The sequence below is a fragment of the Rhizobium esperanzae genome, from assembly GCF_002204185.1.
GTDB classification, from domain to species: domain Bacteria; phylum Pseudomonadota; class Alphaproteobacteria; order Rhizobiales; family Rhizobiaceae; genus Rhizobium; species Rhizobium esperanzae.
Window position 1 is genome coordinate 1 of record NZ_MXPU01000012.1, and the last position, 21,888, is coordinate 21,888.

At 60.8% G+C, this 21,888-nt stretch carries 22 protein-coding genes and 1 pseudogene; 12 read left to right on the forward strand and 11 right to left on the reverse strand.

The annotated features are described in order from the left end of the window. The coding region (locus tag B5E41_RS18155) for a transposase (protein WP_141098782.1) at positions 1–267 on the forward strand (267 nt) is incomplete at its 5' end. A gap of 211 nt (positions 268–478) precedes the next feature. On the opposite strand, the gene B5E41_RS18160 is transcribed toward B5E41_RS18155, so the two are convergent. Then, the gene (locus B5E41_RS18160) at positions 479–1,246 is read right to left on the reverse strand and encodes an SDR family oxidoreductase (protein WP_088395520.1); all 768 of its coding nucleotides are present in this window, start codon (positions 1,244–1,246) and stop codon (positions 479–481) included. 316 nt (positions 1,247–1,562) lie between these two features. Here B5E41_RS18160 and B5E41_RS18165 point away from each other — a divergent pair, with 316 nt between their 5' ends. Genes B5E41_RS18165 through mobB form a run of 3 tightly spaced genes read left to right on the forward strand, consistent with a single transcriptional unit; the run spans position 1,563 to position 3,625 of the window. Then, positions 1,563–2,471, forward strand: a complete 909-nt coding sequence (locus B5E41_RS18165) for a DMT family transporter (RefSeq protein WP_088395521.1) — start codon at positions 1,563–1,565, stop codon at positions 2,469–2,471. 9 nt (positions 2,472–2,480) lie between these two features. Then, positions 2,481–3,110 carry a molybdenum cofactor guanylyltransferase MobA gene (mobA, locus tag B5E41_RS18170; protein WP_088395677.1) on the forward strand — a complete coding sequence of 210 codons (630 nt, stop codon included), beginning with the start codon at positions 2,481–2,483 and terminating at the stop codon, positions 3,108–3,110. Next, positions 3,107–3,625 (forward strand): molybdopterin-guanine dinucleotide biosynthesis protein B, encoded by a 519-nt coding sequence (gene mobB, locus B5E41_RS18175; protein ID WP_088395522.1) that lies wholly within the window; start codon positions 3,107–3,109, stop codon positions 3,623–3,625. Before mobA ends, mobB begins: the two co-directional genes overlap by 4 nt. Positions 3,626–3,654: 29 nt before the next feature. Here mobB and B5E41_RS18180 read toward each other — a convergent pair whose 3' ends face one another. Further along, positions 3,655–4,548, reverse strand: a complete 894-nt coding sequence (locus tag B5E41_RS18180) for a LysR family transcriptional regulator (RefSeq protein WP_088395523.1) — start codon at positions 4,546–4,548, stop codon at positions 3,655–3,657. 125 nt (positions 4,549–4,673) lie between these two features. On the opposite strand from B5E41_RS18180, the gene B5E41_RS18185 reads away from it, so the two are divergent. Further along, positions 4,674–5,069 carry a (R)-mandelonitrile lyase gene (locus tag B5E41_RS18185; protein WP_064803079.1) on the forward strand — a complete coding sequence of 132 codons (396 nt, stop codon included), beginning with the start codon at positions 4,674–4,676 and terminating at the stop codon, positions 5,067–5,069. Positions 5,070–5,082: 13 nt separating this feature from the next. After that, positions 5,083–6,071 (forward strand): annotated as a pseudogene (locus B5E41_RS18190) (aldo/keto reductase). Positions 6,072–6,119: 48 nt separating this feature from the next. On the opposite strand, the gene maiA reads toward B5E41_RS18190, so the two are convergent. The 7 genes from maiA to B5E41_RS18220 all read right to left on the reverse strand — a co-directional run bounded on the left by maiA (position 6,120) and on the right by B5E41_RS18220 (position 12,409). Further along, positions 6,120–6,755 (reverse strand): maleylacetoacetate isomerase, encoded by a 636-nt coding sequence (gene maiA, locus B5E41_RS18195; protein ID WP_088395524.1) that lies wholly within the window; start codon positions 6,753–6,755, stop codon positions 6,120–6,122. A gap of 231 nt (positions 6,756–6,986) precedes the next feature. Next, complete coding sequence (locus tag B5E41_RS18200) at positions 6,987–7,403, reverse strand: organic hydroperoxide resistance protein (protein WP_088395525.1); 417 nt, start codon at positions 7,401–7,403, stop codon at positions 6,987–6,989. 230 nt (positions 7,404–7,633) lie between these two features. Then, a complete protein-coding gene (locus tag B5E41_RS18205; RefSeq protein WP_141098783.1) occupies positions 7,634–8,158 on the reverse strand; it encodes a hypothetical protein in 525 nt (174 codons plus the stop codon). A 309-nt stretch (positions 8,159–8,467) separates the two neighbouring features. Beyond that, on the reverse strand, positions 8,468–8,599 hold the full coding sequence (locus B5E41_RS32585; protein ID WP_280950625.1) for a hypothetical protein: 132 nt from the start codon (positions 8,597–8,599) through the stop codon (positions 8,468–8,470). 595 nt (positions 8,600–9,194) lie between these two features. Beyond that, a complete protein-coding gene (locus B5E41_RS18210; RefSeq protein ID WP_088395527.1) occupies positions 9,195–10,517 on the reverse strand; it encodes an ATP-binding protein in 1,323 nt (440 codons plus the stop codon). Continuing rightward, positions 10,514–11,254: a response regulator gene (locus B5E41_RS18215; RefSeq protein ID WP_088395528.1), complete on the reverse strand. Its 741-nt coding sequence runs from the start codon at positions 11,252–11,254 to the stop codon at positions 10,514–10,516. The genes B5E41_RS18210 and B5E41_RS18215 overlap by 4 nt, the downstream gene beginning before the upstream one ends. A gap of 102 nt (positions 11,255–11,356) precedes the next feature. Further along, a complete protein-coding gene (locus B5E41_RS18220; protein WP_088395529.1) occupies positions 11,357–12,409 on the reverse strand; it encodes an alpha/beta fold hydrolase in 1,053 nt (350 codons plus the stop codon). Positions 12,410–12,766: 357 nt separating this feature from the next. On the opposite strand from B5E41_RS18220, the gene B5E41_RS18225 reads away from it, so the two are divergent. Both B5E41_RS18225 and B5E41_RS18230 read left to right on the forward strand, forming a co-directional pair. After that, the gene (locus tag B5E41_RS18225) at positions 12,767–14,542 is read left to right on the forward strand and encodes a cytochrome c biogenesis protein DipZ (RefSeq protein WP_088395530.1); all 1,776 of its coding nucleotides are present in this window, start codon (positions 12,767–12,769) and stop codon (positions 14,540–14,542) included. Between the two features lie 54 nt (positions 14,543–14,596). Continuing rightward, complete coding sequence (locus tag B5E41_RS18230; RefSeq protein ID WP_088395531.1) at positions 14,597–15,355, forward strand: alpha/beta fold hydrolase; 759 nt, start codon at positions 14,597–14,599, stop codon at positions 15,353–15,355. A gap of 159 nt (positions 15,356–15,514) precedes the next feature. Here the strand turns inward: B5E41_RS18230 and B5E41_RS18235 are convergent, their stop codons facing one another. Continuing rightward, positions 15,515–17,731 (reverse strand): OmpA family protein, encoded by a 2,217-nt coding sequence (locus tag B5E41_RS18235; RefSeq protein WP_088395532.1) that lies wholly within the window; start codon positions 17,729–17,731, stop codon positions 15,515–15,517. 329 nt (positions 17,732–18,060) lie between these two features. Between B5E41_RS18235 and B5E41_RS18240 the strand changes: the two genes are divergently transcribed. From B5E41_RS18240 to B5E41_RS18255, 4 genes are all read left to right on the forward strand, one after another. Next, a complete protein-coding gene (locus B5E41_RS18240) occupies positions 18,061–18,834 on the forward strand; it encodes a transporter substrate-binding domain-containing protein (protein ID WP_011425675.1) in 774 nt (257 codons plus the stop codon). Between the two features lie 113 nt (positions 18,835–18,947). After that, complete coding sequence (locus tag B5E41_RS18245; protein WP_011425676.1) at positions 18,948–19,754, forward strand: ABC transporter permease; 807 nt, start codon at positions 18,948–18,950, stop codon at positions 19,752–19,754. After that, entirely contained in the window at positions 19,751–20,581 is an 831-nt protein-coding gene (locus B5E41_RS18250; protein WP_088395533.1) for an ABC transporter permease, read from the forward strand. The genes B5E41_RS18245 and B5E41_RS18250 overlap by 4 nt, the downstream gene beginning before the upstream one ends. Before the next feature lie 211 nt (positions 20,582–20,792). Continuing rightward, positions 20,793–21,059 carry an usg protein gene (locus B5E41_RS18255; protein WP_011425678.1) on the forward strand — a complete coding sequence of 89 codons (267 nt, stop codon included), beginning with the start codon at positions 20,793–20,795 and terminating at the stop codon, positions 21,057–21,059. Here B5E41_RS18255 and B5E41_RS18260 read toward each other — a convergent pair whose 3' ends face one another. After that, positions 21,060–21,785, reverse strand: coding sequence for a DUF2270 domain-containing protein (locus tag B5E41_RS18260; RefSeq protein WP_088395534.1), 726 nt, complete (start codon positions 21,783–21,785; stop codon positions 21,060–21,062). Positions 21,786–21,888: the final 103 nt, after the last annotated feature.

Here is a 21,888-nt window from a genome sequence, read left to right on the forward strand (position 1 = left end):
GTCGCACCCTATGACGATGATAGCGGAAAATATCATGGCAGACGCCGCATCCAGGGTGGTCGCGAACGCCTGCGAAAGAGCCTGTTCATGTGCGCGTTTACGGCAACCCGGCACAATCCGGATCTCGCCTCTTTCTACGCCCGCTTGCGTCAGAACGGAAAGGATCACCTGTGCGCCGTCATAGCCGTCGCACGCAAACTCATCGTTCTCGCCAACACAATCCTCTCTCGAAAGACCGAATGGACGCCACAATACCAGCAAAAATGAAACATGGTTGCTCCCCGCTGGGGCGAAGGGGAGTAAGATGCACGGTGACCACACCTACTGCAAACGTCTCAAACGGAGCGAGGCTGCCACGAGTCCCTTCTCCCCAGCGGGGAGAAGATGCCGGCAGGCAGATGAGAGGGCTACGGGCACATAATTCATTCCCTGGTTTCGCCAAACACAAGCAAAGACAAAATGAGCGCCCTCACCCATCCTACGTCCGGCTAATCGAAACCCCACCATCCGCCAGCATAGCCGTCCCCGTCACGAAACTCGATAGATCCGACGCCAGAAACAACGCCGCATTGGCGATCTCTTCCGGCCGAGCCATGCGCTTCAGCGCATGCAATCCCTCGACGAAGGCAAGCACTTCAGCCGTCGCGTCGGGCGCGTTGGTGATGCTGGCGGGCGTATCGGTGCCGCCGGGCAGAAGGGCGTTGACGCGGATGTTGCGCAACGCGAGCTCGGCGGCCAGCACCTGCACGAGACCGATCAAGCCGGCCTTGCTCGCGGCATAGGCCCCCATGCCGGGCATGCCGGCGGTGTAGCCGACGAAGGTGGAGGTGAAGATCAGCGAACCGCCGCCCTCTCCCATTGCCGCCGACTGGTGTTTGGCGCCGAGGAAGGCGGCGGTGAGATTGGTCTCGATCGTCTCGCGCCAGCCCTCCGGCGACAATCCGGCAACCGGCCCCATCTCGCCGAGACCGCCGGCATTGTTGAAGGCGATATCGAGCTTGCCGAAACAGGAGACCGCCGTTTCGGCCAGTCTTGCCTGCAGCGCCTCGTCCCTGACATCGCCGGCAACGGCGACAGCCTCTCCGCCTTCTGCTTCGATTTCGGCGACGACGGCATCGAGTGCATCCTGCCGCCGACCGTTGATCACCAGCTTCGCGCCTTGCCGTGCAAAAACCTTCGCCGCCGCGCAGCCGATGCCCGAGCTTGCACCGGTGACGATCGCGGTTTTACCGTTAAGAAGTGTCATATCCGTTTCTCCTCAGTTGTTGAGACATCCCAGATCTCAAACATCTGACGGTGCAGCCACCCGTTTCCCGCCGCAAAAACAAAATTCGCCGATGACAGATGGTTTTGGCCGGATCAGTGCCCCGTTATGGCAGATCCGAAATACCGGTTTCATCAGATAAAACGGTAAGTTGCCGCGGTTTCCGCAGAGGCGCATGCCGCTGCGTCAGCACCCTTGTGCGCCGCACCATCGATTTTATCCCGGGTGTGACATTCATTCGATTCCCTTCACGTATCTTCCCGACTAAGAAGGGGCGCACAGGTAAGGGAATCTCTTCATGCCGCGGTCACGCAATACTGAGGGCGCCATCTATATGAGCATGGCGATGGCCGGCTTTTCGGCGAGCGATGCCCTCTCCAAATCGGTGGTCGCCTATATGAACGCCGGCGAGATCATGTTCCTGCGCGGCCTCTTCACCAGCCTGCTCGTCTATCTCATCGCCAGGAAAATGGGCGCTCTGCGCTCCTGGCGCGTCGTGCTGCAGCCGATCATCATCCTGCGCATCGTCTGCGAGATGTTTTCCGCCGTCACCTATATCACCGCACTCGGCATGATGCCGATCGCCAATGCCTCGGCGATCCTGCAGTCGCTGCCGCTGGTTGTCACCTTTGGCGCCGCGCTCTTCTTCAACGAGCCCGTCGGCTGGCGGCGCTGGTCGGCGATCCTCGTCGGCCTCCTCGGTGTCATTATCATCATCCGCCCCGGCCCCGAAGGCTTCACCCCCGCCGCGCTCCTCTGCGTCGCCGCGGTGCTGACGACGGCCGGCCGCGATCTCGCCACCCGCTCGATCGATCCGGAGATCCCGTCGTTGATGATCACCGTCATCACCGCGACCTCCATCTCCTTCTTCGGCGCGCTTCTCATCCCCGTACTCGGCGGCTGGCAACCGGTCAGCGCGACTTCGCTTGGACATCTCCTGCTCGCCTCGGTGCTGGTGCTCGTCGGCTACCAATCGGTCATCCTCGCCATGCGTACCGGGGAAATTTCCTTCGTCGCGCCCTTCCGCTATACCAGCCTGATCTTCTCCTCGCTGCTCGGCTTTTTCTTCTTCGCCGAAGTGCCCGACAGCTGGACGCTCCTGGGTGCCGCAATCGTCATCGCTTCCGGCCTCTATACGTTCTATCGTGAAGCCAAGCGCCGCGTGCCCCCGATCGCGCAGGAATCGGCGCCGCGCTCACCGGTTTGAGGCAGGATGATGACTGAATTCCCGCTCGATAGATCCGTAATAGCAGGCGTCGTGCTGGCCGGCGGCCGCTCGCAACGCATGGGGCGCGACAAGGCGGAGGTGATGCTCGGAACCGACAGCCTGCTCCGCCATGTACTGCTCCGTCTCTCGCAGCAGGTCAGCTCGGTAGCCGTCAATGCCGACGCAGTCGCCGAGGACGTGCCTGCTATTCCCGACCACATTCCTGGCAAGGCCGGGCCGATGGCCGGCATACACGCGGCCATGGTCCACGGCGCCGGCCTTCCGGCGATTACCCACGTCGTCACGGTCTCTGTGGATTGCCCGTTCTTTCCCATCGATCTCGTCGCCCGTCTGGCCGCAGCCCTGGAGCGCCCGTCGCAGATCGCCATTGCCGCCTCAGAGGGCCGCAGTCATCCTGTCTTCGGTCTCTGGCCGGTGACACTGGCCGCCGACCTGGAAGCCTGGATCGCTGCCGACGAGAAACGCCGCGTGCGCGACTTCCTGTTGCGGCATGACGTTACGGAAGTGGACTTTCCGCTGCATCCGACCCGCGCCAGCCTGCTCGACCCCTTCTTCAACATCAACACGCCTGACGATCTCATCGAGGCGCAACGCTGGCTGGAGGCCCTGCGCACATGACCGCACCGAAAATCTTCGGCATTGCCGGCTGGAAGAACTCGGGCAAAACAGGGCTTGCCGTTCGGCTGGTGACGGAGTTCACTCGCCGCGGCTACCGGATCTCGACGATTAAGCACGCGCATCATGATTTCGATATCGACAAGGTCGGGGCCGATAGCTACCGCCACCGCCAGGCCGGCGCCCACGAAGTCACCATCGTCTCCGGCACGCGTTACGCCATCATGCACGAACTGCGCGGCGCGCCAGAACCTGCATTCGAAGAAATCCTCGCCCGTCTCGCCCCCTGCGATCTCGTGCTGATCGAAGGCTACAAGCGCGAACCGATCCCGAAGATCGAGGCCCGCCGCCTGGAAGCCGCCAATCGCGAGCCGCTGGCGCCGAGCGATCCCCATATCTGCGCGATCGCCGCCGATCACGCCGTCATGGACACGTTCCTGCCCATCTTCGATCTCGACGACACAGGCGCCATCGCCGATTTCATCGCAGCGACCGTCGGGCTTGAGGAGATCCGATAGAGGGTCTCGAATCCGGCCGGCGACGAGATCTATCCTCTGTAGCGAAGCGCATCGATGACAAGAGCAAATGCCGGGGAGGTATGCCGGCGGCTCGGATAGTAGAGATGGTAGCCCGGAAACGGCGGACACCAGTCCTCGAGGACGCGCACCAGCCGGCCCTCGGCCAGCGGCGCCTCGACCAGGTCCTCCGGTAGAAAGGCAAGTCCCATCCCCGCCAAAACCGCGCTCAGCCGGAGCGCTATATTATTGAAGACCAGTTGCCCGTCGACTCGAACCTTGATCTCGCGTCCGTCCTTCTCGAACTCCCACGCATAAACGCCGCCATAGGTCGGGAGACGCAGATTGATGCAATTATGATCGGTCAGATCCTGCGGTGTTAGCGGCTTCGGCCTGTGGGCGAAATAAGCGGGCGTGCCGACCACAGCCATGCGCATGTCGGGGCCGATGCGGACGGCAATCATATCTTTCGCCACTTGTTCCCCCAGCCGCACGCCGGCGTCGTAGCGTTCGGCAACGATGTCTGTCAGGCCATAATCGACGATGATCTCGACATTGACGTCGGGATAATTCGGCAGGAGTTTTTCCAGGACTGGCCACAAGACGAAATCGGCTGCATGTTCGCCCGCATTGATGCGGATCGTGCCCGCCGGCTTTTCCCGAAAAGCGCTCAATGCGGCCAACTCGCTTTCGATCTCATCCAACCGCGGCCCGATGGAGACGAGCAGGCGTTCGCCGGCCTCCGTCGGCGAGACGCTGCGCGTCGTCCGTGTCAGCAATCTCAGACCCAGCCGCTCCTCAAGGCCGCGAATGGTGTGGCTGAGCGCTGATTGTGAAACACCCAGCTTGCCCGCCGCCTTGGTGAAGCTTTGCGCCCGGGCAACGGCGAGGAAAGCGATAAGGTCGTTGACGGCAGGGCGCGACATTTATGAAAATCCCTCATGGGTCCTTGTCGTTTATACCATCTAATCGAAACCAAGCACACGCGCTAACTACCCTGTCACCGCAAGTTCGCCGGACGGCGTCATTCCGATAAGGGAAGGAAGACAAGATGGATATCAAGCGAAATGGCTCGCAGCCTTCGGCCAAGGGACCGGTTGAGTGGTTTACAGGCAACGTGCGCATCGATCCTTTGTTTGCGGCGATCGAGCCCGCCCGCGCCGCCGGCGCCAGCGTCACTTTCGAGCCTGGCGCGCGCACCGTCTGGCACACGCATCCGCTCGGCCAGACGCTGGTCGTCACATCGGGCTGCGGACGCGTCCAACGCGAAGGCGGCCCCATCGAGGAAATCCGCCCCGGCGACGTCATCCGCTTCGCGCCGGGGGAGCGCCACTGGCATGGCGCAGCACCGACGACGGCGATGACCCATATCGCCGTCCAGGAACACCTCGACGGCAAGGTCGTCGACTGGATGGAACCTGTCACCGACGCCCAATATCAGGCTTAGAAAGGAAACGACTATGCGGACTCGTGAACTGGGAAAGAGCGGACTTGAGATCTCGGCCATCGGTCTCGGCTGCATGGGACTGAGCTACGGCTACGGTCCTGCGACCGACACGCGCGAAGCGATCGCGCTGATCCGACAGGCGTTCGAATGCGGCGTAACCTTCTTCGACACCGCCGAGGCCTATGGACCTTATAAGAACGAAGAGCTTTTGGGAGAGGCGCTCGCTCCCTTCCGCAGCGAGGTGGTGGTCGCCACCAAATTCGGCTTCAACTTCGATGCAAACGGCGGCCAGAGCGGCATGGACAGCCGGCCGGAGCAGATCCGCGCGGTTGCCGATCAGGCGCTGAAGCGCTTGAAGACTGACGTCATCGATCTGTTCTACCAGCATCGCGTCGATCCCGATGTTCCGATCGAAGATGTTGCAGGCACGGTCAAGGCACTGATTTCAGAAGGTAAGGTGAGCATTTCGGCCTCTCGGAGGCCGGCGTGCAGACGATCCGCCGCGCCCATGCCGTCCAGCCGGTGACGGCGCTGCAGAGCGAATATTCGCTGTGGTGGCGCGAGCCCGAGCAGGATATCCTGCCGGTACTCGAAGAGCTCGGCATCGGCTTCGTCCCGTTCAGCCCGCTCGGTAAGGGTTTCCTTACCGGTGCAATCAACGAAGCGACCACCTTCGACAGCAAGGACTTCCGCAACATCGTGCCGCGCTTTTCGACCGAGGCGCGCAAAGCCAACCAGGCGCTCGTCGATCTCCTCGCGGAAATCGCCGCGCACAAGAAGGCCACCTCGGCCCAGGTCGCTCTAGCCTGGCTGCTGGCGCAAAAACCTTGGATCGTACCGATCCCCGGCACCACCAAGCTGGATCGCCTGGAAGAAAACATCCGGGCCGCCGAGGTCGAATTGACGGCTGAGGATCTCGCCAATATTGAAAGCGCGCTCGCCAAGATCAAGGTGGAAGGCGACCGGTATCCCGCGCATCTGCAGGCAAGGGTCAACCGCTGAGAAGAGAAACGGCCGCCTTCGTTGACGGCCGCTTCTTCATTGACCGCATCACCGTCGCGGCGCCGGGGCGTTCTCCTGGAAAGCCCGTACCCCCTCCAGCTTGGCCACAATCCCCGCGATATTCGGCCACCGGGCGAGATCGAAGCCCATGCGCCGAGCGCTGATCGCTTGCGGAAAAAGGAAGATATCGGCAATGCTTGGCCTGTCGCCGACTGCGAAGGCGCCTTGCCGGCGGCCGGCAATCATCGTCTCCACAGCCGCCATCCCCTCGTCGACCCAGTGACGGCTCCACGCGGCGACCGCATCGGCATCGGCATTGAAGGTGGTCTTGAGATGTAGCCCGATCCGCGGCGGCAGCAGCGCATGGATCTCGGCTGCGATCGCCAGCGCGATCGAGCGGGCCAGCGCCCTGCCCTCCGCCGTTTGAGGCAACAGCGGCGGCTCAGGCTTGCTTTCGTCGAGATACTCGATGATCGCCAATGATTGGGTGATGAGCACGCCGTTATCTGTCAGCAAGGCCGGCACCAGCCCCTGCGGATTGATCTTGCGATATTCGGCCTGCCGGCTCTCGGCCTCCTCTCCAAGAATGGTGACCGGCAATGCCTCGGCCGTCAGCCCCTTCAGGGCGAGCGCGATTCTGACGCGCGACGTCGCCGAGGAGATTTCGTTTTGATAGAGCTTCATTGTCTTTCTCCCTGATGGTCTCGGATGAATGGCCGCCCTTGCGCCGCAGAAGTTGGCGATGCCGCTTTTACGAGGCCTGCAAGCGGCGAAGGCTCCTGCGAGCGAATGTCGTAGATGCAAGGCGCGGCAAACACTGCCGCCCCCAAGGCGCAGATGATCATCAATCTCATTTAATCCTCCGTCGGCGACGCCACGACCGGCCTCGCCCCTTTTGCTTTCGGCTCCTGCCAGTCACGCAACGCTCAATTCGACCTGGATATTGCCGCGTGTCGCCTTCGAATAGGGACATGTCCGGTGCGCCTCATCGATCAGCGCCTTTGCGACATCCGCTTCGATGCCAGGCAGGCTGATCTTGAGACGGGCCTGCAGGAAATAGTCGCCATCGGCCGTGCCGAGATCGACCTCTGCATTCACGGCGGTCTCTGCCGGCACCTTGACCTTCAACTTGCCGGCGGCAATGCCGATCGCGCCAATGAAGCAGGCCGACCAACCGGCTGCGAAAAGCTGTTCGGGATTGGTGCCGGGGCGGGCGCTGCCGGGAGGCGAGAGCCTGATGTCCAGCTCTCCGTCATCGCTCTGCGAGGCGCCGTCGCGCCCGCCGGTTGTGCGGGTCCTGCCGGTATAAAGAACCTTGTCGATCTTGATCATGGAAACACTCCTTGTTGCGTCGCTTCATGCGACTGGCCGCCGACGCGACCGGGTTGACGGAGTGTGGTTTGACGGATCGATATATCCGGCATGTTTCCGGAAACCGCCGAAATGTCACAAAAGGTAGCATCCGGCGTCCATGACATTTTCCCGTACAAAACATTCTTACGTTTCCGGTTCCCTCAGGGCGCGGCACTGGAACGTGCAAGATTCGAGGGCGAGACCTGGATTTAATCTAGTGGCTGGACGGCAGCGAGTTCCGGAAATTTACGTCGCCAGTTGTCGTCAGTGGTCTTAAGGATATCCGCGTTGTCCGTGAGTACTTTGAGGCCATTGAGACTGAGCGCCGTGAACTTGTCTGTAAGCGTCTGGTCCAGCCATTTCTCAATCAGGTCTTCAACACCCAGCTCTTTGTTTAGGTCAGTCCACTCGTAGAAGTGCTGGTATATCTCGGCCTTGAGCTGATCTTGAGCCTTCTTCACTTGTCCGAGGAACTCGGAATAATCGGCCCTTGCGACGAGCATTGGCGAGTATTCCTCTTGCTGCCGAGCGCTGTCGAACTGCTTCTGAATGACGGCCAAATAGCCGGTGCGAATTTGCTCGTAGCGCCAGCCGATGAAGTGCTCGATCTCAGCAGTCTGTGCTCGCGAAATCTCTCGACCTTTTTCAAATGCCGCCTGTTCCTCAGGAGACATCGAGGGTACTAAAGGTGTCGATGGCGTCTTCGAAAATAGCTTGCTGATGACCTTAAACATGCGGGACCCCTGGATCGAAGGCAACCTAGCATGGAACTGAGTCCTTGCAATTCGCAATTATTGACACCGGAATTCAAGGATTCGACTGTGGAGAAATCTTACGAGGTCTGGAATTCCTTTGCGAATATGACTCAATCCACAGGGAGAAAGGGATTTAGGTTCTAATCCCTGACGCGGAGTAGGAAAAAACCTACTCGGAGTCTTGTAAAGTTTGACTTGACAAGGGATTTGTTGAAAGCTGTCCTTGCAGAGAGGGCCAAGAGGGACCGGTGGTCAAGACCAGTCCCTCCCGGGCTTAAGCGTTCGGACTTACTTCTCTGCGTTGCCAGAGCCGTCTCGGTGATATGCTGAGACGGCTTCTTTCATAAGTGCATAACTGTGGCCAATGTAATAGGCAGCCACCGTTGCGAACGCTATCGCCAGCCAGGTTTTGTAGAACATGATGTTCTCCTTTCCCTTACTGGACGCTATTACTGTAGGCAGGCTCAGTGATTTGGCGCAAGGATGAAAACTACGCAAAGCCAGCTATTCACAGGCCAAAAAAAAATTCATCAATCAATTCAGTGGCTTATGACCCAGTTGTCCACAGGCAACCGGGGGGATAACTGGCGCGAACAAGTGCGGAACATACGTCGCGTTTGCCGTGGAGGCAAAATATGTTGGCCTGCTGCTAATAGATTCGCACTTGACGATTCACCGAATCAAGTTTCGGGCGGCACGTAAACCACAGCCGTCTCGATAACCGCAGAGATGAGCTAATCAGCTCCGTGCGCCCATCTCAATGGACATCTGCACCCAATAGATCAAATGCTGAATTTATGCTTAGGCGTGCGCCGGGGAGGAAGTACCAATGTGGTGGAAGCGTAAGCAGAATACCGAACCATGGTATCGAGCGCCTGGTTACAAAGGTAAGATGTCCGAGGCAGAAAAAAGACAGCTCGATTCCTTCAGGCCCTTTTGGGCATAGTGTTGGTGTTGGCCTCGACCATCGCATGAACGGTTGAAAGTAGGTCGGCTAGTCCATCGTATAGTAAGATCATCGAATGGTGACTTCAGCCACCAGTCCGCCACCCGAGCGATTGTAGAGCCTCAGAGATCCGCCGATCTTCGCCGTCAGCTGCTGAGCAATTGCCAGCCCGAGACCTGTGCCCCCCGTCTCCCGGTTACGGGATTGCTCGAGCCGGAAGAAGGGCTGCATTGCGGCTTCGAGCATATCATCCGGAATGCCGGGTCCGCGATCCATGACGCTCATGACGACGGAATTGTCAGCGCCGCGCTCGACGCTGATCTCGGCGGCGCCGGCAAACTTCAAGGCATTGTCGATGAAATTCGACAGGATGCGGCGAAGGGCGTGCGGCCTGGTGAAGGCGGCGCCTTCAACCAGCCCGACGACGGTCACGGCCTTTCCAGTGTCCTGATAGTCGTAGGCTATGCTGTCGACGAACGATGCGAGGTCGATGCGAGCGTTCTTTTCCCCGCTGCCGTGGGCACTGCGCGCATAGGCTATGCCGTCCTGGACAAGACGCTGGATCTCGGCGAGATCGTGCACCAGCTTGTCCCTCTCGGGTGAATCCTCCGCCATGTCGGCGCGCAGCCGCATGCGGGTGATCGGCGTCTGAAGATCATGCGAGATCGCCGCCAATATCTGGACCCGTTCCTCGAGATAGTGGGCGATCCTCTCCCGCATCGCATTGAATGCTCTTGCCGCATGCGCCACCTCGCTCGGCCCGGCCTCACTCAAAGCCTGACCGTCCTTATCTGGGTCGAGCGCATCGGCGGCGGCGGCGAGCTCGCCGAGCGGCCGGATCGCCTGGCGGACTGCAAACCAGGTGCAGAGAACGAGCAGCGCCATCTGGATCGCGAAGACATAGGGCAGCCATGCGGCGATCGGCATGACGCCTCTCGGCGTGACATCGATCGTCAGAGGAGTGCCGTCACTCAGAGTCAGATGCGCCTGCAGCCGGTTCACCTCACCCGGAATCCGTTCGACGCGGATCGGAAAGCGATGCCCAGCGGCCGCCTCTATCTTTCCTGCAATCTCCCTCGCCTTGCTGGAGCTGTCGGGCACACCGCGTAGGCCAGGTCCAAGTTCGAAACGGTAGTTGCCGCGGCTCAGCCAGTCCAGGAGGTCGCCGCGCTCGCTTGCCGGAAGGCGGTCGAGGACCGCAATCGATGTTGCGACGTCATTCTCCAGCGTGCCGAGCATCACCGCCTTGGCCGACATGTAGCGCTCCATGTAGAGAACGCTGAAGGAAAGCCCATAGGCGAAAGCCAGGCCGATCAGCAGGATGAGAAAGATCCGCGATCGCAGCGTTCTCGGCCACATCAGGCCCGACAGGATAGACATGCTCGCGCTCATCGGCGCGGCTCCGAAATTTCGACCGGAACAGAGAAGACATAACCTTCGCTGCGCACCGTCTTGATATAGGTCGGCTCGCGCGCATCGTCCCCGAGACGCTGCCGCAGGCGGCTGACGAGAAGATCGATCGAGCGGTCGAAGAGTTCGGCGTCACGGCCCTGCGTCAGGCTCAGAAGCTGGTCGCGATTGAGCACGCGCTGCGGGTGGTCGATGAAGACACGAAGCAGGCGGTATTCGGCGCCGCTCAGAGCAATCGCGGTCCCGTCCTTATCGAAAAGATGACGGGCGACGGTATCGAGCCGCCAGTCGCCGAAGGTCAGCAATTGTCCCGCCTCGCTGATCTGCAGGTTGGGCGGCAGCATCCGCGCGCGCCGCAGCACCGCCTTGATGCGGGCAAGAAGCTCGCGCACGGCAAAGGGCTTGGCAAGATAGTCGTCGGCGCCCATCTCCAAACCGAGAATCCGGTCCATCTCGTCGGTGCGGGCCGTCAGCATCAGGATCGGGATTGCCTTGTGCCGGCCGGCGCGCAATTCCCGGCATAGCACCAGCCCATCGTCGCCGGGCATCATGATGTCGAGCACGATGAGGTCGACGGCATTGGCTTCCAGAAAGCTGCGCATCTGGCGCCCGTCGGCCGCAACGCTCGTCCGGAGGCCGTTCTTCTGCAGATAGCCGGAGACCAGTTCGCGGATTTCACGATCGTCGTCGACGATCAGAATTTGATCGACATGATCCATAATTGCCTTTCCTCAACGCTTGCGGCCGCGCCCACGATGTCGAAGCGCCAGACGCGACCTACGCATATTCCGCCGACCCGAGCAACGAGCCTCTGTTGCCGATCAGAAGCGATCGACGTCGATGACCGCCTGGGCGAAGGCCTGCGGCGCCTCCTGCGGCAGGTTATGGCCGATACCGCCGCCGATCGTGCGATGCTCGTATCTACCGGAAAATTTTCCGGCATAGGCGGAAGGTTCCGGATGCGGCGCACCGTTTGCATCGCCTTCCATCGTGATCGTCGGCACCGAGATCATCGGCAGGGCGGCAAGCTTCTTCTCATAGGCATCATACTTCGCCTCGCCTTCGACAAGACCCAGGCGCCAGCGATAATTGTGCACGACGATATCCACATGGTCGGGATTGTCGAAGGCGGCCGCCGATCTGTCGAAAGTCGCATCATCGAAATTCCACTTCGGCGATGCCGTCTGCCAGATGAGCTTTGCGAAGTCGTGTGTATTGCTCTGATAGCCCAGGCGTCCGCGTTCGGTGGCGAAGTAGAACTGGTACCACCAGGCAAGTTCCGCCTTCGGTGGAAGCGGCTTCTTGTTGGCCTCCTGGCTGCCGATCAGGTAGCCGCTCACCGACACCATCGCCTTGCAGCGCTCGGGCCACAGCGCTGCCATGATATTGGCGGTCCGTCCGCCCCAGTCGTAACCGGCAACGACAGCCTTTTCGATCTTGAGCGCATCGAGCAGTGCGATCATATCGGCGGCAAGCGCCGAAGGCTGGCCGTTGCGCGGTGTCTTCTGATCGAGGAAGCGGGTCGTGCCGTAGCCACGCAGATAGGGCACGATCACTCTGTAGCCGGCGGAGGCAAGCAGCGGCGCGACGTCGACAAAGCTGTAGATGTCATATGGCCAGCCGTGTAGCAGCAGCACGACCGGACCATCGGCCCTTCCGGCCTCGGCATAACCGATATCGAGCACATCGGTCTTGACCTGCTTCAGCGCTTCAAACGACGTATTGGTCCCGGCCTTTACGTCAGGCAGCGCTGCGCTGGAAGACTGCGGCTGTGGGGCTGCGGCCGCGCCGGCCACGCCGAATTCCACGGCTGCGAGCGCGATTGCCGTCATGCCGAAAAAACGGCGGCGGTGATGATTGATTTGCTCTGACATCGGTCTCTCCTGTCGAATGGATCATGGCGCTCAGATGACGTTCGGCTTGTATCGCCCATATGTCACAGGCTGCGGTTTTTGAATGCGAGTGTAACCTCCGCCTGCCGAGATACATTCTGATACAAACGCGCCACCTCGGCAGGGCATCCGGCGGGCTATCGCAGTTTTCGACGCCGCCTCTGCGGAGAAGGCAGTTTGTATTCTTTTGTATCGCCCGCGTTCAGCGCAATAGTTCGGTACATTTTCCTGTCAAACCAGACACATCGGAGATACCTCCGCCCGACTATCTCCCGGCCGTTGCTGGTTCAGGCCCATCGCCGTCCAGAGCCCGATCAACCGGTTTCAAAGGAAACGATGATGACACTTCTGATCATTGCCTATCTCGGAGGCGTGCTCACCATTCTCAGCCCCTGCATCCTCCCTATCCTCCCCTTCGTGTTCGCCCGAGCCGGCCAGCCTTTCGCCAGGAGCACGCTGCCCATGCTGGCCGGGATGGCTGCTACTTTCGCGCTGGTGGCCACGCTTGCAGCGGTCGGCGGCAGCTGGGCGATCCGTGCCAATGAATATGGCCGCCTCGCAGCGATCGTCCTGCTCGCGCTCTTCGGAGCGAGCCTGCTATCTCCGCGCTTCGCAAGCACGCTTGCCCGCCCTATCGTCGATCTCGGCAACAATCTTCTGAACGCCTGCGGTAGCGGACGCACCGCGCCGACCGTCAGGAGCGCGCTCATTCTCGGCGTCGCCACCGGCCTGCTCTGGGCACCCTGCGCCGGACCAATTCTCGGCCTCGTGCTGACCGGCGCTGCATTGCAGGGCGCCAACCTGCAGACGACCGCGCTCTTGATCGCCTATGCCGCCGGTGCTGCGACTTCGCTTGCCGTCGCCTTGCTTGTCGGCAGTAAGATCTTCGCCGCGATGAAGCGCTCGCTCGGTCTTGGTGATCGAATCCGCCAGGCTGTCGGCGCTGCCGTGTTGGCGGGCGTCGCGGTTATCGCGCTCGGTCTCGACACCAGCCTGCTGGCGCGCCTTTCCTATGCCAGCACTGCCTCGCTGGAACAGGCCGTTCTGGACAGGCTGCATGCCAGGCCAGCCGGCGGCACACCCTCTGCGGTGGCGAGCAACGACATAATCATGCCCGCGGCCGATGGAAGCAAGCCTTTCCACAGTGATCTGCCCGTCGAAGCTTATGCGCCTTCCTTCGACGGCGCGGTCGAATGGCTGAACTCGAAGCCTCTGACCAAGGAGCAGCTGCGGGGCAAGGTGGTGCTCGTCGACTTCTGGACCTATTCCTGCATCAACTGCATTCGCACCATTCCCTATGTCAGAGCCTGGGCGGAAAAATATGCGGACCAAGGCCTGGTAGTCGTCGGCGTGCACGCCCCGGAATTTGCCTTTGAGAAGAAAATCGACAACGTCAAGAAGGCCATCGGCGACTTTCAGATCGGCTATCCGGTTGCGATCGACAATGATTACAAAATCTGGCGCGCCTTTGAAAACAGCTACTGGCCTGCCGCCTATCTGATCGATGCCAAAGGTCAGATCCGCTATCATCATTTCGGCGAAGGCAACTACGGCAGGACCGAAAAAGCCATCCAGGATCTGCTGCGCGAAGCCGGCAGCCAGATGGCGGATACGGCACCGGTCGCGCCCGACGCCAGAGGCGTGGAAGCAGGTCCCGACCTCGCCAATATCCGTTCCGGCGAGACCTACCTCGGCTACGCACAGACCGAAAATTTCGTCTCCCCCGAAGGGCTGCAAGCCGATACGCCGCAGAACTATTCGATCACCGAGCCCGGCATCAACGCATGGGGCCTGTCCGGCACCTGGACCATCGGTAAGGATCAGGCAACGCTCGACCAGGCGGGCGGCGGCATCGCCTATCGCTTCAGCGCCCGCGATCTGCATCTCGTTCTCGGACCCGGCGCCGACGCCAAACCGATCCGTTTCCAGGTGAGGCTCGATGGCAAGGCGCCAGGCCCCGATCACGGCTCAGACATCGATGCCGACGGCAACGGCACGGTGACTGCGACCAGGCTTTATCAGCTCGTGCGCCAGTCAGGCACCGTCACCGCCCGCAACTTCGAAGTCCGCTTCCTCGATCCAGGCGTCCAGGCCTACGCCTTCACCTTCGGCTGAACCCGAGGCGGTTCCACATTCCGCTCTTCAACATCGACCACAAGGAGTAACCTCATGCACAAGCATCTGACTTTCATCGCAGCCCTTGCCTTCGCCACCGCCGGAATTGCGTTCGCAGCCGAGGCTGCCGCGGTCAAGAACATCGTGATCGTCCACGGCGCGCTGGCCGACGGCTCGGGATGGCGCAAAACGACCGAGATCCTCGAAAAGCGCGGCTTCAACGTCACCATCGTCCAGGAGCCCCTCACCTCACTCGACGACGATGTGGCGGCGACGAAGCGGGTCCTCGACCTCCAGGAAGGACCGACGCTCCTCGTCGGCCACAGCTACGGAGGCATGGTCATAACCGAAGCCGGCAACAATCCAGGCGTTGTGGGCCTCGTCTACGTCGCCGCCTTCCAGCCCGACAAGGGGGAAAGCCTGCTAAGTCTCGCCGGTTCGAAGCCGGCCGGCAGCATGGACATCAAGGAAACAAAAGACGGAAAATATCTCTATCTCGACTCGGGCGCCTTCGCGGCTGATTTTGCCGCCGACCTGCCCAAAGCAGAGTCCGACTTTCTGGCAAAGTCCCAGGTCTTCGCTGCGAAACAGGCTTTTGCGGCCAAGATCGGCGAGCCGGCATGGCGGACGAAGCCGAGCAGGTCGATCATCGCCACGGAGGATCACGCCATCAACCCTGACCTCGAACGCGACATGGCGAAACGAGCCGGCAGCGAAGTGACTGAGATCAAAGCCAGCCACGCCGTCTTCGCATCCCAACCGGAAAAGGTCGCCGAGGTCATCGAGCAGGCGGCAAGCAAAACCGGCAGGTAGGCAGGACGGGCGGCTGGTGCGAGAACTGCACGTGCCGCCCGTATCCAACCTTTAGCCTCGGACCGAGGAGTTCGAGCAGGATCATTCCACTCTTCCCGTGCCCGAGCCGCAAAGCGAAAGCCAGATCCCCCTCTCCACGAATGGAGAGGGGCACAGCATTTACCGGTTGGCTGCGACTGGGCGAACCAGTGGGGTGACGCGGCGGATGGTGACGCGCCGGTTTTCTTGTTCGGGGCCTGGTGTGTTGACCTTCAGGTAACGCTCGCCATAGCCCTGCGTCGCCATGTTTTCCGGCGGGATGCCGTAAACGTCTGAGAGCACGTTGGCGACCGATTCCGCTCGCTGGTCGGAAAGGACCAGGTTGCTCTGGTCTGAACCGACAGCATCCGTATGACCTTCGATCAGGAAGGTTTCGCTCGGATCCTTCTTCAGCACCTGGTTGATCGCGTCGGCAACCTTGCGCAATGTGCGAGCCTGGGTCATCGGGATCTCGGCGCTTCCGGTCGCGAAGGTGATCGTATCGAGGTCGATACGGCGTACCTTGTCGCGAATACGGGCGGAATATCTCACCTCGTCAAGCGAATAGACACGCTCCACCTGCTCGACTGGGGGCTCGCTGAGAAATTCGTAGTAGTCCCGGTCAGGATCGCTGCTGGTATCGATGATATAGTCGTTGAGCGGGACACGCAGCCGCATTGGCGGCAGATCAGCACCCGGGTCATCGAAATAGCCGCGATCAGGATCCTCGTAAAGATCAGGTGAGTAGTAGAGCACATATTCGCGCCCGCGGGCATCGACGCGCGACCGCTGGATGATGTCGCCGTAGCGGTTTCGGATCGTAACGATGCGATAGCCCTCAGGCCGCGTGATGGTCTCGCGGTAGCGGTTGTCCGGCAGCTCTTCATAGATCGGCCGTTCGCCGTCACGCACGAACCGTCTGTCGTCGTCACTGCGCACGATCACCTGGTTATTGTACTGGATGATCACCCGGTTATCGTCGGTCTGGTCGTCGATGCGCGCTCCCTCGGGACGGGCAAATTGCGGCCGCGTGTCGAGCCTCGTGCCCTTCTCGCTGGTCACTGCCTCGAGCTTTATCGCCGGCGCAGCCGCCGCCGCAGCGGCCTGCGCATCGGCATCCGAGGTCGGCACCTTCACCTCCTGGCTCTCGGCCCGCAGCTTGTCGCGGTCACGGCGGCTTTCGCGGCCCTTGCTGCGATCGGCATCCTTGTCGCTGTCGAGCACGGCCGCACCATTCTCGACCGGCAGCACGACGGTTTCGTTGCTCTTGGCCGGGTCGGCGGCAATCGCCTTGCGGCGCTGCAACTCCTCGGGTGAAACCTTTTCCGGCGCAGGAAGAGCCTGCTCCACCTGCTGGCCGCCGCTGGTATCCGGCGCCGGCTGGGCCGTGTCGGTGGCGGGCGCAGTGGGCTGTTTGGCGGCAGGCTGTTCGCCAGCGGGCTGTTCGCCGGCGGGCTGTTTGGCGACGGGTTGTTCACCGGCGGGCTGTTTGGCGGCAGGCTTTGCAGCTGTGCCCTCCGTCGGCGCTTCGGCGGGCGCAGCTTCAGGAGCGGCCGCCTTGTCTTCGGCTGGCTTCACCGCCGGTGCTGCAGCCTCGCCCTTCTTCGGCTTCTTGGCAGGCGCTTCGGCAGCGGGTTTTGCCTCCGGCTCGACTGCGGGTTTGGCCTGCTCCTCAGTCGGCGTCACCGCCTCGGGTGCGGCAGTCTCGGTCTTAGCCTTGCCCTTATCTCGGCTCTGGGCCTTGTCTTGACCCTTTTCCCGTTTGCTACCTTCCGGCTTGACTTCGGGCTGGGCCTGTTCCGTCTCCGGCTGGGCTTGCTTTGCGGCCGGTTGCTGTTCAGGCTCTGGCTGAGCCTCCGGCTCGGCCTGCTCAGCCTGCTGCTTCTTCGGCTTTTTCGGCTTTTCCTGCGTTACCGGCTGCTGTTCTTCCTGCTGCGGCTCGGCCTCCGGCTGGGTTGCCTGCTTGGCTTTCCGCTCCGGCTTGCTTTCGGCCTTCGGCGCGGGCTCCTCCTTCGGCGCTTCGGCCTTCGGCGGTTCCGGCTCTGCCTTGGTTTCGGGCGCAGGAGCCTCCTTGCGCTCGGCCTTCGGTTTCCCGGCAGGAGCCTCCTTCGGCTGCTCGGCCGCCGGCGCCTGTTCGGCCGGGGCTTCCTGCTTCTGCTTGCGCTTCTTCTTCAAGAGCTCCTCTTCGGAGGGCGCGTCCTGTGCCACTTCGAAACTGCCCTGTTCGATCTGCCGCGCGGCCGCGGCCTCGGGCGCGGAGCCGCGTGTGGCAGCCATTGCCGATGCCGGCTGCAGCGCCAGCGACAGGGAAAGCAGCGGGAAAGCTGCGCTTGCAAACAATCTTGATTTCTTGCCCATCGGGTTTCCTCGATCCTGTTTGAGCTTCCTGAAGGCCGACAGGCCTCGGTTCGCCCTAGTTTCGCAATGAGGCGAAACGGCGAATTGGCAAAGCGCCAAACCGCCGATTTGTTCCGTTTCTAGGAATTCGCGGATTAACCTCCCGTGAATGTTGCAGTCTGCTTTCGTTCATCTCGCCTGTCATTTGCACCGCACAATTGCATGGGATTTCTGTTGCATTTCCATGAAAAAAAGTCTGATTATCGCGGCAAGGCGGTGCCCGTCACCGTTGAACAGCAGCCGTCAGCCAAGAGAAAAAAGCGCGATGGCTAACAACTGAGAGGATCCTCATGCATATCTCTACCCGTATCTTCGCGGCAGCCTCGATCGCGGCAATGTCGCTCTTTGCCGGTTCGGCCATGGCCGATGGCGAGAAATACGTGATCGGCACCGATTCGACCTATCCGCCCTTCGAATTCGTCGATGCCAGCGGCACCATCCAGGGCTTCGACATCGATATCGCCAAGGCGCTCTGTGCCGAGATGAAGGCCGAATGCTCCTTTGTCAGCACCGATTGGGATGGCATCATCCCGGCTCTGAACGCCAAGAAGTTCGATATGATCGTCTCCTCCATGTCGATCACGCCGGAGCGCCTGAAGCTCGTCGACTTCTCCAACAAGTATTACAACACCCCTCCGGCCATCGCCGTGCCGAAGGATTCGAAGATCACCGACGTTGCCGGCCTGAAGGGCAAGGTGATCGGCGCACAGACTTCCACGACGCATGCAAACTACGCCGAGAAGCACCTGGCCGACACCGAACTGAAGCTCTATCCGACGGCCGACGAATACAAGCTCGACGTTTCCAGCGGCCGTGTCGATGCGGTCATCGACGACGTTGTCGTTCTCTCCGAATGGGTCAAGTCCGACGCCGGCGCCTGCTGCAAGATCCTGACGACCCTGCCGGTCGACAAGGAAATCAACGGCAACGGCGCCGGTATCGCCATCCGCAAGGGCGATCCGCTGAAGGAAAAGCTCAACACCGCGATCGCTGCGATCCGCGCCAGCGGTGAGTACAAGAAGATCCAGGACAAGTACTTCGATTTCGACGTTTACGGCGAATAGGAAATTCGGTATCTGGCCGATCAAGCGAATGGCGGAAGGCTTGCTCTTCCGCCATTTTTGTTTGACAAAGGTGGCAAGATCAAAACGGCAAAAGCCGTGAGGGGAATTCTCGCATGGGCGGATTGTTTTCCGCGCTCGGCTCCTTCTGGAGCTGGATTGTGCACATTTTCGATCCGCTTTGCGGACCCGTCGGCATCTTCACCTGGTTAGGTCAGTCGACGATTCTTGCTTGTGGCGATACCGGCTGGGGCGACGAAATCGCCCTTGGTCTGCAGGTCACAGTATCGGTGGCGATCGTTACCCTGCCGATCGGCCTTGTCATCGGCTTCCTCGTGGCTCTCGGGCAGCAGTCGGAAGAAAAATCGCTGCGGCTGGCGGCCGGCATCTACACGACGATCTTCCGCGGCCTGCCGGAGCTTCTGACGCTATTCATCATCTATTACGGCATGCAGATGCTCATCCAGTCTCTCCTGGAGCTTGCCGGCTATGTCGGGCCGCCGGTCGAGATCAACGCCTTCCTGGCCGGCGTGATCGCTTTGTCGGTCGTCTTCTCCGCCTATTGCTCGGAGGTGCTGCTTTCGGCCTTCCGCGCTATTCCTAAAGGCCAATATGAGGCGGGAGATTCGCTCGGCCTGCATCGCGGCCGCACGCTGCGGCTCGTCATCCTGCCGCAGCTTGTTCGCATCGCCCTCCCCGGTCTGACGAACCTCTGGATGGTGCTGCTGAAGGACACGTCCTACGTCTCGATCATCAGCCTTGCCGACATCCTGCGCCAGACGAGCGTCGCTGTGCGGGTGACCAAGGAACCGTTCTTCTTCTATGGTATTGCCTGCTGTCTCTATCTGGTGCTCGCTATCCTCTCCTCCTTCCTGCTTGCCTATGTCGACCGCTGGGCCAAACGTTCGGAGGTCCGCCGATGAGCTACGCTGAGACATTGATCCCGCCGCAGCCTGCACCTCGCAAGGTGGCAAAGCCGGTCACGGCGGCACGCCTGTGCGGCTACGTCTTCGTTGCGGTCTGGGCTCTGTTCGCCGCGCTGCTGATCTTCACCGTCATCAACGGCTGGGATCCGGAGAAATTCACCCGCTACGGACCGCGTTATCTGCACGGACTCTGGGTGACGCTCAGCCTGGTTGCCATCTCCGTCGTTTGCGGCGCCATCCTTTCCCTGCCGCTCGCTATGGCGCGGCTGTCGAAGAACCGGGCTCTTAACTGGTTCGCCTATGGCTATATATATTTCTTCCGCGGCACGCCGCTGCTTGCACAGCTCTTCCTGGTCTATTACGGCCTCGGCGTCTTCCGCCCGCAGCTGGAAGCCGTCGGCATCTGGTGGTTTTTCCGCGAGGGCTGGTATTGCGGCCTTTTTGCCATGACGATCAATACGGCGGCCTATCAGGCGGAAATTCTGCGCGGTGCAATCGAGAGCGTGCCGCACGGCCAGCGCGAAGCAGCGGCTGCCCTCGGCATCCATAGGATCATCGCCTTCCGCAAGATCATCCTGCCGCAGGCCTTCATCGTGGCGCTTCGCCCCTACGGCAACGAGATCATCCTTTTGATCAAAGGCTCGGCGGTCGTCGCCATCATCACCGTACTCGATCTGATGGGCGAAACCCGCTACGCCTTCTCCCGCACCTTCGACTACCAGACCTATCTCTGGGCAGCGATCTTCTACCTCACCATCGTCGAGGCGCTACGCCATCTCTGGGCCTGGATCGAGCGTCGACTGACGCGGCATCTCAAGCGCTGAGCATGACGCCAAAAGCGTATCGCAGTTTTGGAACGGCGGATTGCTAAAGCAGCTTGGCAGCACTCACATCACCATGCTGCCAAACCATTGAAAAATAAAAAAGAATACTTCCTTTGCAACGCATCTGTTAAGCTTGCATTAACCACTCGCGTGCTTCCATTTCACGTGGCGCTAATAAAGCGTGAGCGGGAACGAGAAGAAGCTGAATACGATGCACAAGGACATGGAAAAGCAACTGCAGGGTTACGGTTTGACGACCGCCCAGATCCTCTACCACCTGCCGGATCACCCGACGATCCTGCAGACTTACGTCTGGCAGGATTATGACCTCGCACCCGATTTTCCTGAGATGCGCGGTTTCCTGAAATTTTGGCAGGAGAAGCTCGACGGGCCGTTACACTCGGTGCGCTACGTCCACCGCAAGCTGATTTCGGCAACCGAGTGGCGGGCGCTGAAGGGTGAGTTCATCTTGCACTGATCAGACATGCGCCTCGCCATGGCCGAATTCGCCCTCGTTGCGATCCGGACGCAGCGCGAAATAGAGCATGCCGAGATAGAAGACGGCGACTGCTGCGATGACCGCAAGGCCGGAAACCGGCCCGAGCACGGCATTGTCGATGACATAGGTCCACGATTGCGCCTGTAGCGTCGGTACACCCTCCGTTTGCAGTTTCGGCGTCGAAATCTTCAGGCACCAGGCAAGCAGCAGAATAAAATACATCCAGCCGTAGTTGCGTTTGAGCCGCCGATGCATTGCTTCCCCATAACTGAGCAGGAAGCGTGGATGACGCAGGCTGTTGGCGATCACCGCAGCCCATTCGCTGCCGGCCGAAGCGTTCGGCGCCATGATTTGCGCGAAATAACAGCGCTCGATCTGCCGGATTCGGGCGCGGTAGATATCAAAGAAGCGGTAGCGCCGCGCCTCGATTATCAGAAGCAGCGTCACCAGCATCATACCGAACAGCAGCACGCCATGATGCGAGGTCGGCGTCGACAGCGACACCGAAAGCAGCGCCGCCACCACGGTAATCGCCCAGTTGGACGTCCGGTCGATGCGGTCGCGCCAGCTCGTCATCCGCCCGAGTTCGCCGCGGTAATAATGGCTGAGCGTATTGGTGATCTCGCCCGGCGTTGTGGGCAGCAGCAAGGGGCGCTCACCCTCTTCTTCCCTTGCCGGTGGCATCCTGTCTTGCTCCGCTTTCATGGCATTTCCTCCCGTCGTCTTCTTTTTGGCCATTCTGCGCCTGTAGCCGCGCCATTGCAAAACATCGAAAGCCACCGTAGAGCCATGCCTGAAAACAAAAGGA

What these genes read in the sequence shown, in the direction of transcription:
- B5E41_RS18160 (WP_088395520.1), bottom strand. Translation starts at nt 1,246, where the DNA reads ATGACACTTCTTAACGGTAAAACCGCGATCGTCACCGGTGCAAGCTCG.
- B5E41_RS18165 (WP_088395521.1), top strand. Translation starts at nt 1,563, where the DNA reads ATGCCGCGGTCACGCAATACTGAGGGCGCCATCTATATGAGCATGGCG.
- mobA (WP_088395677.1), top strand. Translation starts at nt 2,481, where the DNA reads ATGACTGAATTCCCGCTCGATAGATCCGTAATAGCAGGCGTCGTGCTG.
- mobB (WP_088395522.1), top strand. Translation starts at nt 3,107, where the DNA reads ATGACCGCACCGAAAATCTTCGGCATTGCCGGCTGGAAGAACTCGGGC.
- B5E41_RS18180 (WP_088395523.1), bottom strand. Translation starts at nt 4,548, where the DNA reads ATGTCGCGCCCTGCCGTCAACGACCTTATCGCTTTCCTCGCCGTTGCC.
- B5E41_RS18185 (WP_064803079.1), top strand. Translation starts at nt 4,674, where the DNA reads ATGGATATCAAGCGAAATGGCTCGCAGCCTTCGGCCAAGGGACCGGTT.
- maiA (WP_088395524.1), bottom strand. Translation starts at nt 6,755, where the DNA reads ATGAAGCTCTATCAAAACGAAATCTCCTCGGCGACGTCGCGCGTCAGA.
- B5E41_RS18200 (WP_088395525.1), bottom strand. Translation starts at nt 7,403, where the DNA reads ATGATCAAGATCGACAAGGTTCTTTATACCGGCAGGACCCGCACAACC.
- B5E41_RS18205 (WP_141098783.1), bottom strand. Translation starts at nt 8,158, where the DNA reads ATGTTTAAGGTCATCAGCAAGCTATTTTCGAAGACGCCATCGACACCT.
- B5E41_RS32585 (WP_280950625.1), bottom strand. Translation starts at nt 8,599, where the DNA reads ATGTTCTACAAAACCTGGCTGGCGATAGCGTTCGCAACGGTGGCTGCC.
- B5E41_RS18210 (WP_088395527.1), bottom strand. Translation starts at nt 10,517, where the DNA reads ATGAGCGCGAGCATGTCTATCCTGTCGGGCCTGATGTGGCCGAGAACG.
- B5E41_RS18215 (WP_088395528.1), bottom strand. Translation starts at nt 11,254, where the DNA reads ATGGATCATGTCGATCAAATTCTGATCGTCGACGACGATCGTGAAATC.
- B5E41_RS18220 (WP_088395529.1), bottom strand. Translation starts at nt 12,409, where the DNA reads ATGTCAGAGCAAATCAATCATCACCGCCGCCGTTTTTTCGGCATGACG.
- B5E41_RS18225 (WP_088395530.1), top strand. Translation starts at nt 12,767, where the DNA reads ATGACACTTCTGATCATTGCCTATCTCGGAGGCGTGCTCACCATTCTC.
- B5E41_RS18230 (WP_088395531.1), top strand. Translation starts at nt 14,597, where the DNA reads ATGCACAAGCATCTGACTTTCATCGCAGCCCTTGCCTTCGCCACCGCC.
- B5E41_RS18235 (WP_088395532.1), bottom strand. Translation starts at nt 17,731, where the DNA reads ATGGGCAAGAAATCAAGATTGTTTGCAAGCGCAGCTTTCCCGCTGCTT.
- B5E41_RS18240 (WP_011425675.1), top strand. Translation starts at nt 18,061, where the DNA reads ATGCATATCTCTACCCGTATCTTCGCGGCAGCCTCGATCGCGGCAATG.
- B5E41_RS18245 (WP_011425676.1), top strand. Translation starts at nt 18,948, where the DNA reads ATGGGCGGATTGTTTTCCGCGCTCGGCTCCTTCTGGAGCTGGATTGTG.
- B5E41_RS18250 (WP_088395533.1), top strand. Translation starts at nt 19,751, where the DNA reads ATGAGCTACGCTGAGACATTGATCCCGCCGCAGCCTGCACCTCGCAAG.
- B5E41_RS18255 (WP_011425678.1), top strand. Translation starts at nt 20,793, where the DNA reads ATGCACAAGGACATGGAAAAGCAACTGCAGGGTTACGGTTTGACGACC.
- B5E41_RS18260 (WP_088395534.1), bottom strand. Translation starts at nt 21,785, where the DNA reads ATGAAAGCGGAGCAAGACAGGATGCCACCGGCAAGGGAAGAAGAGGGT.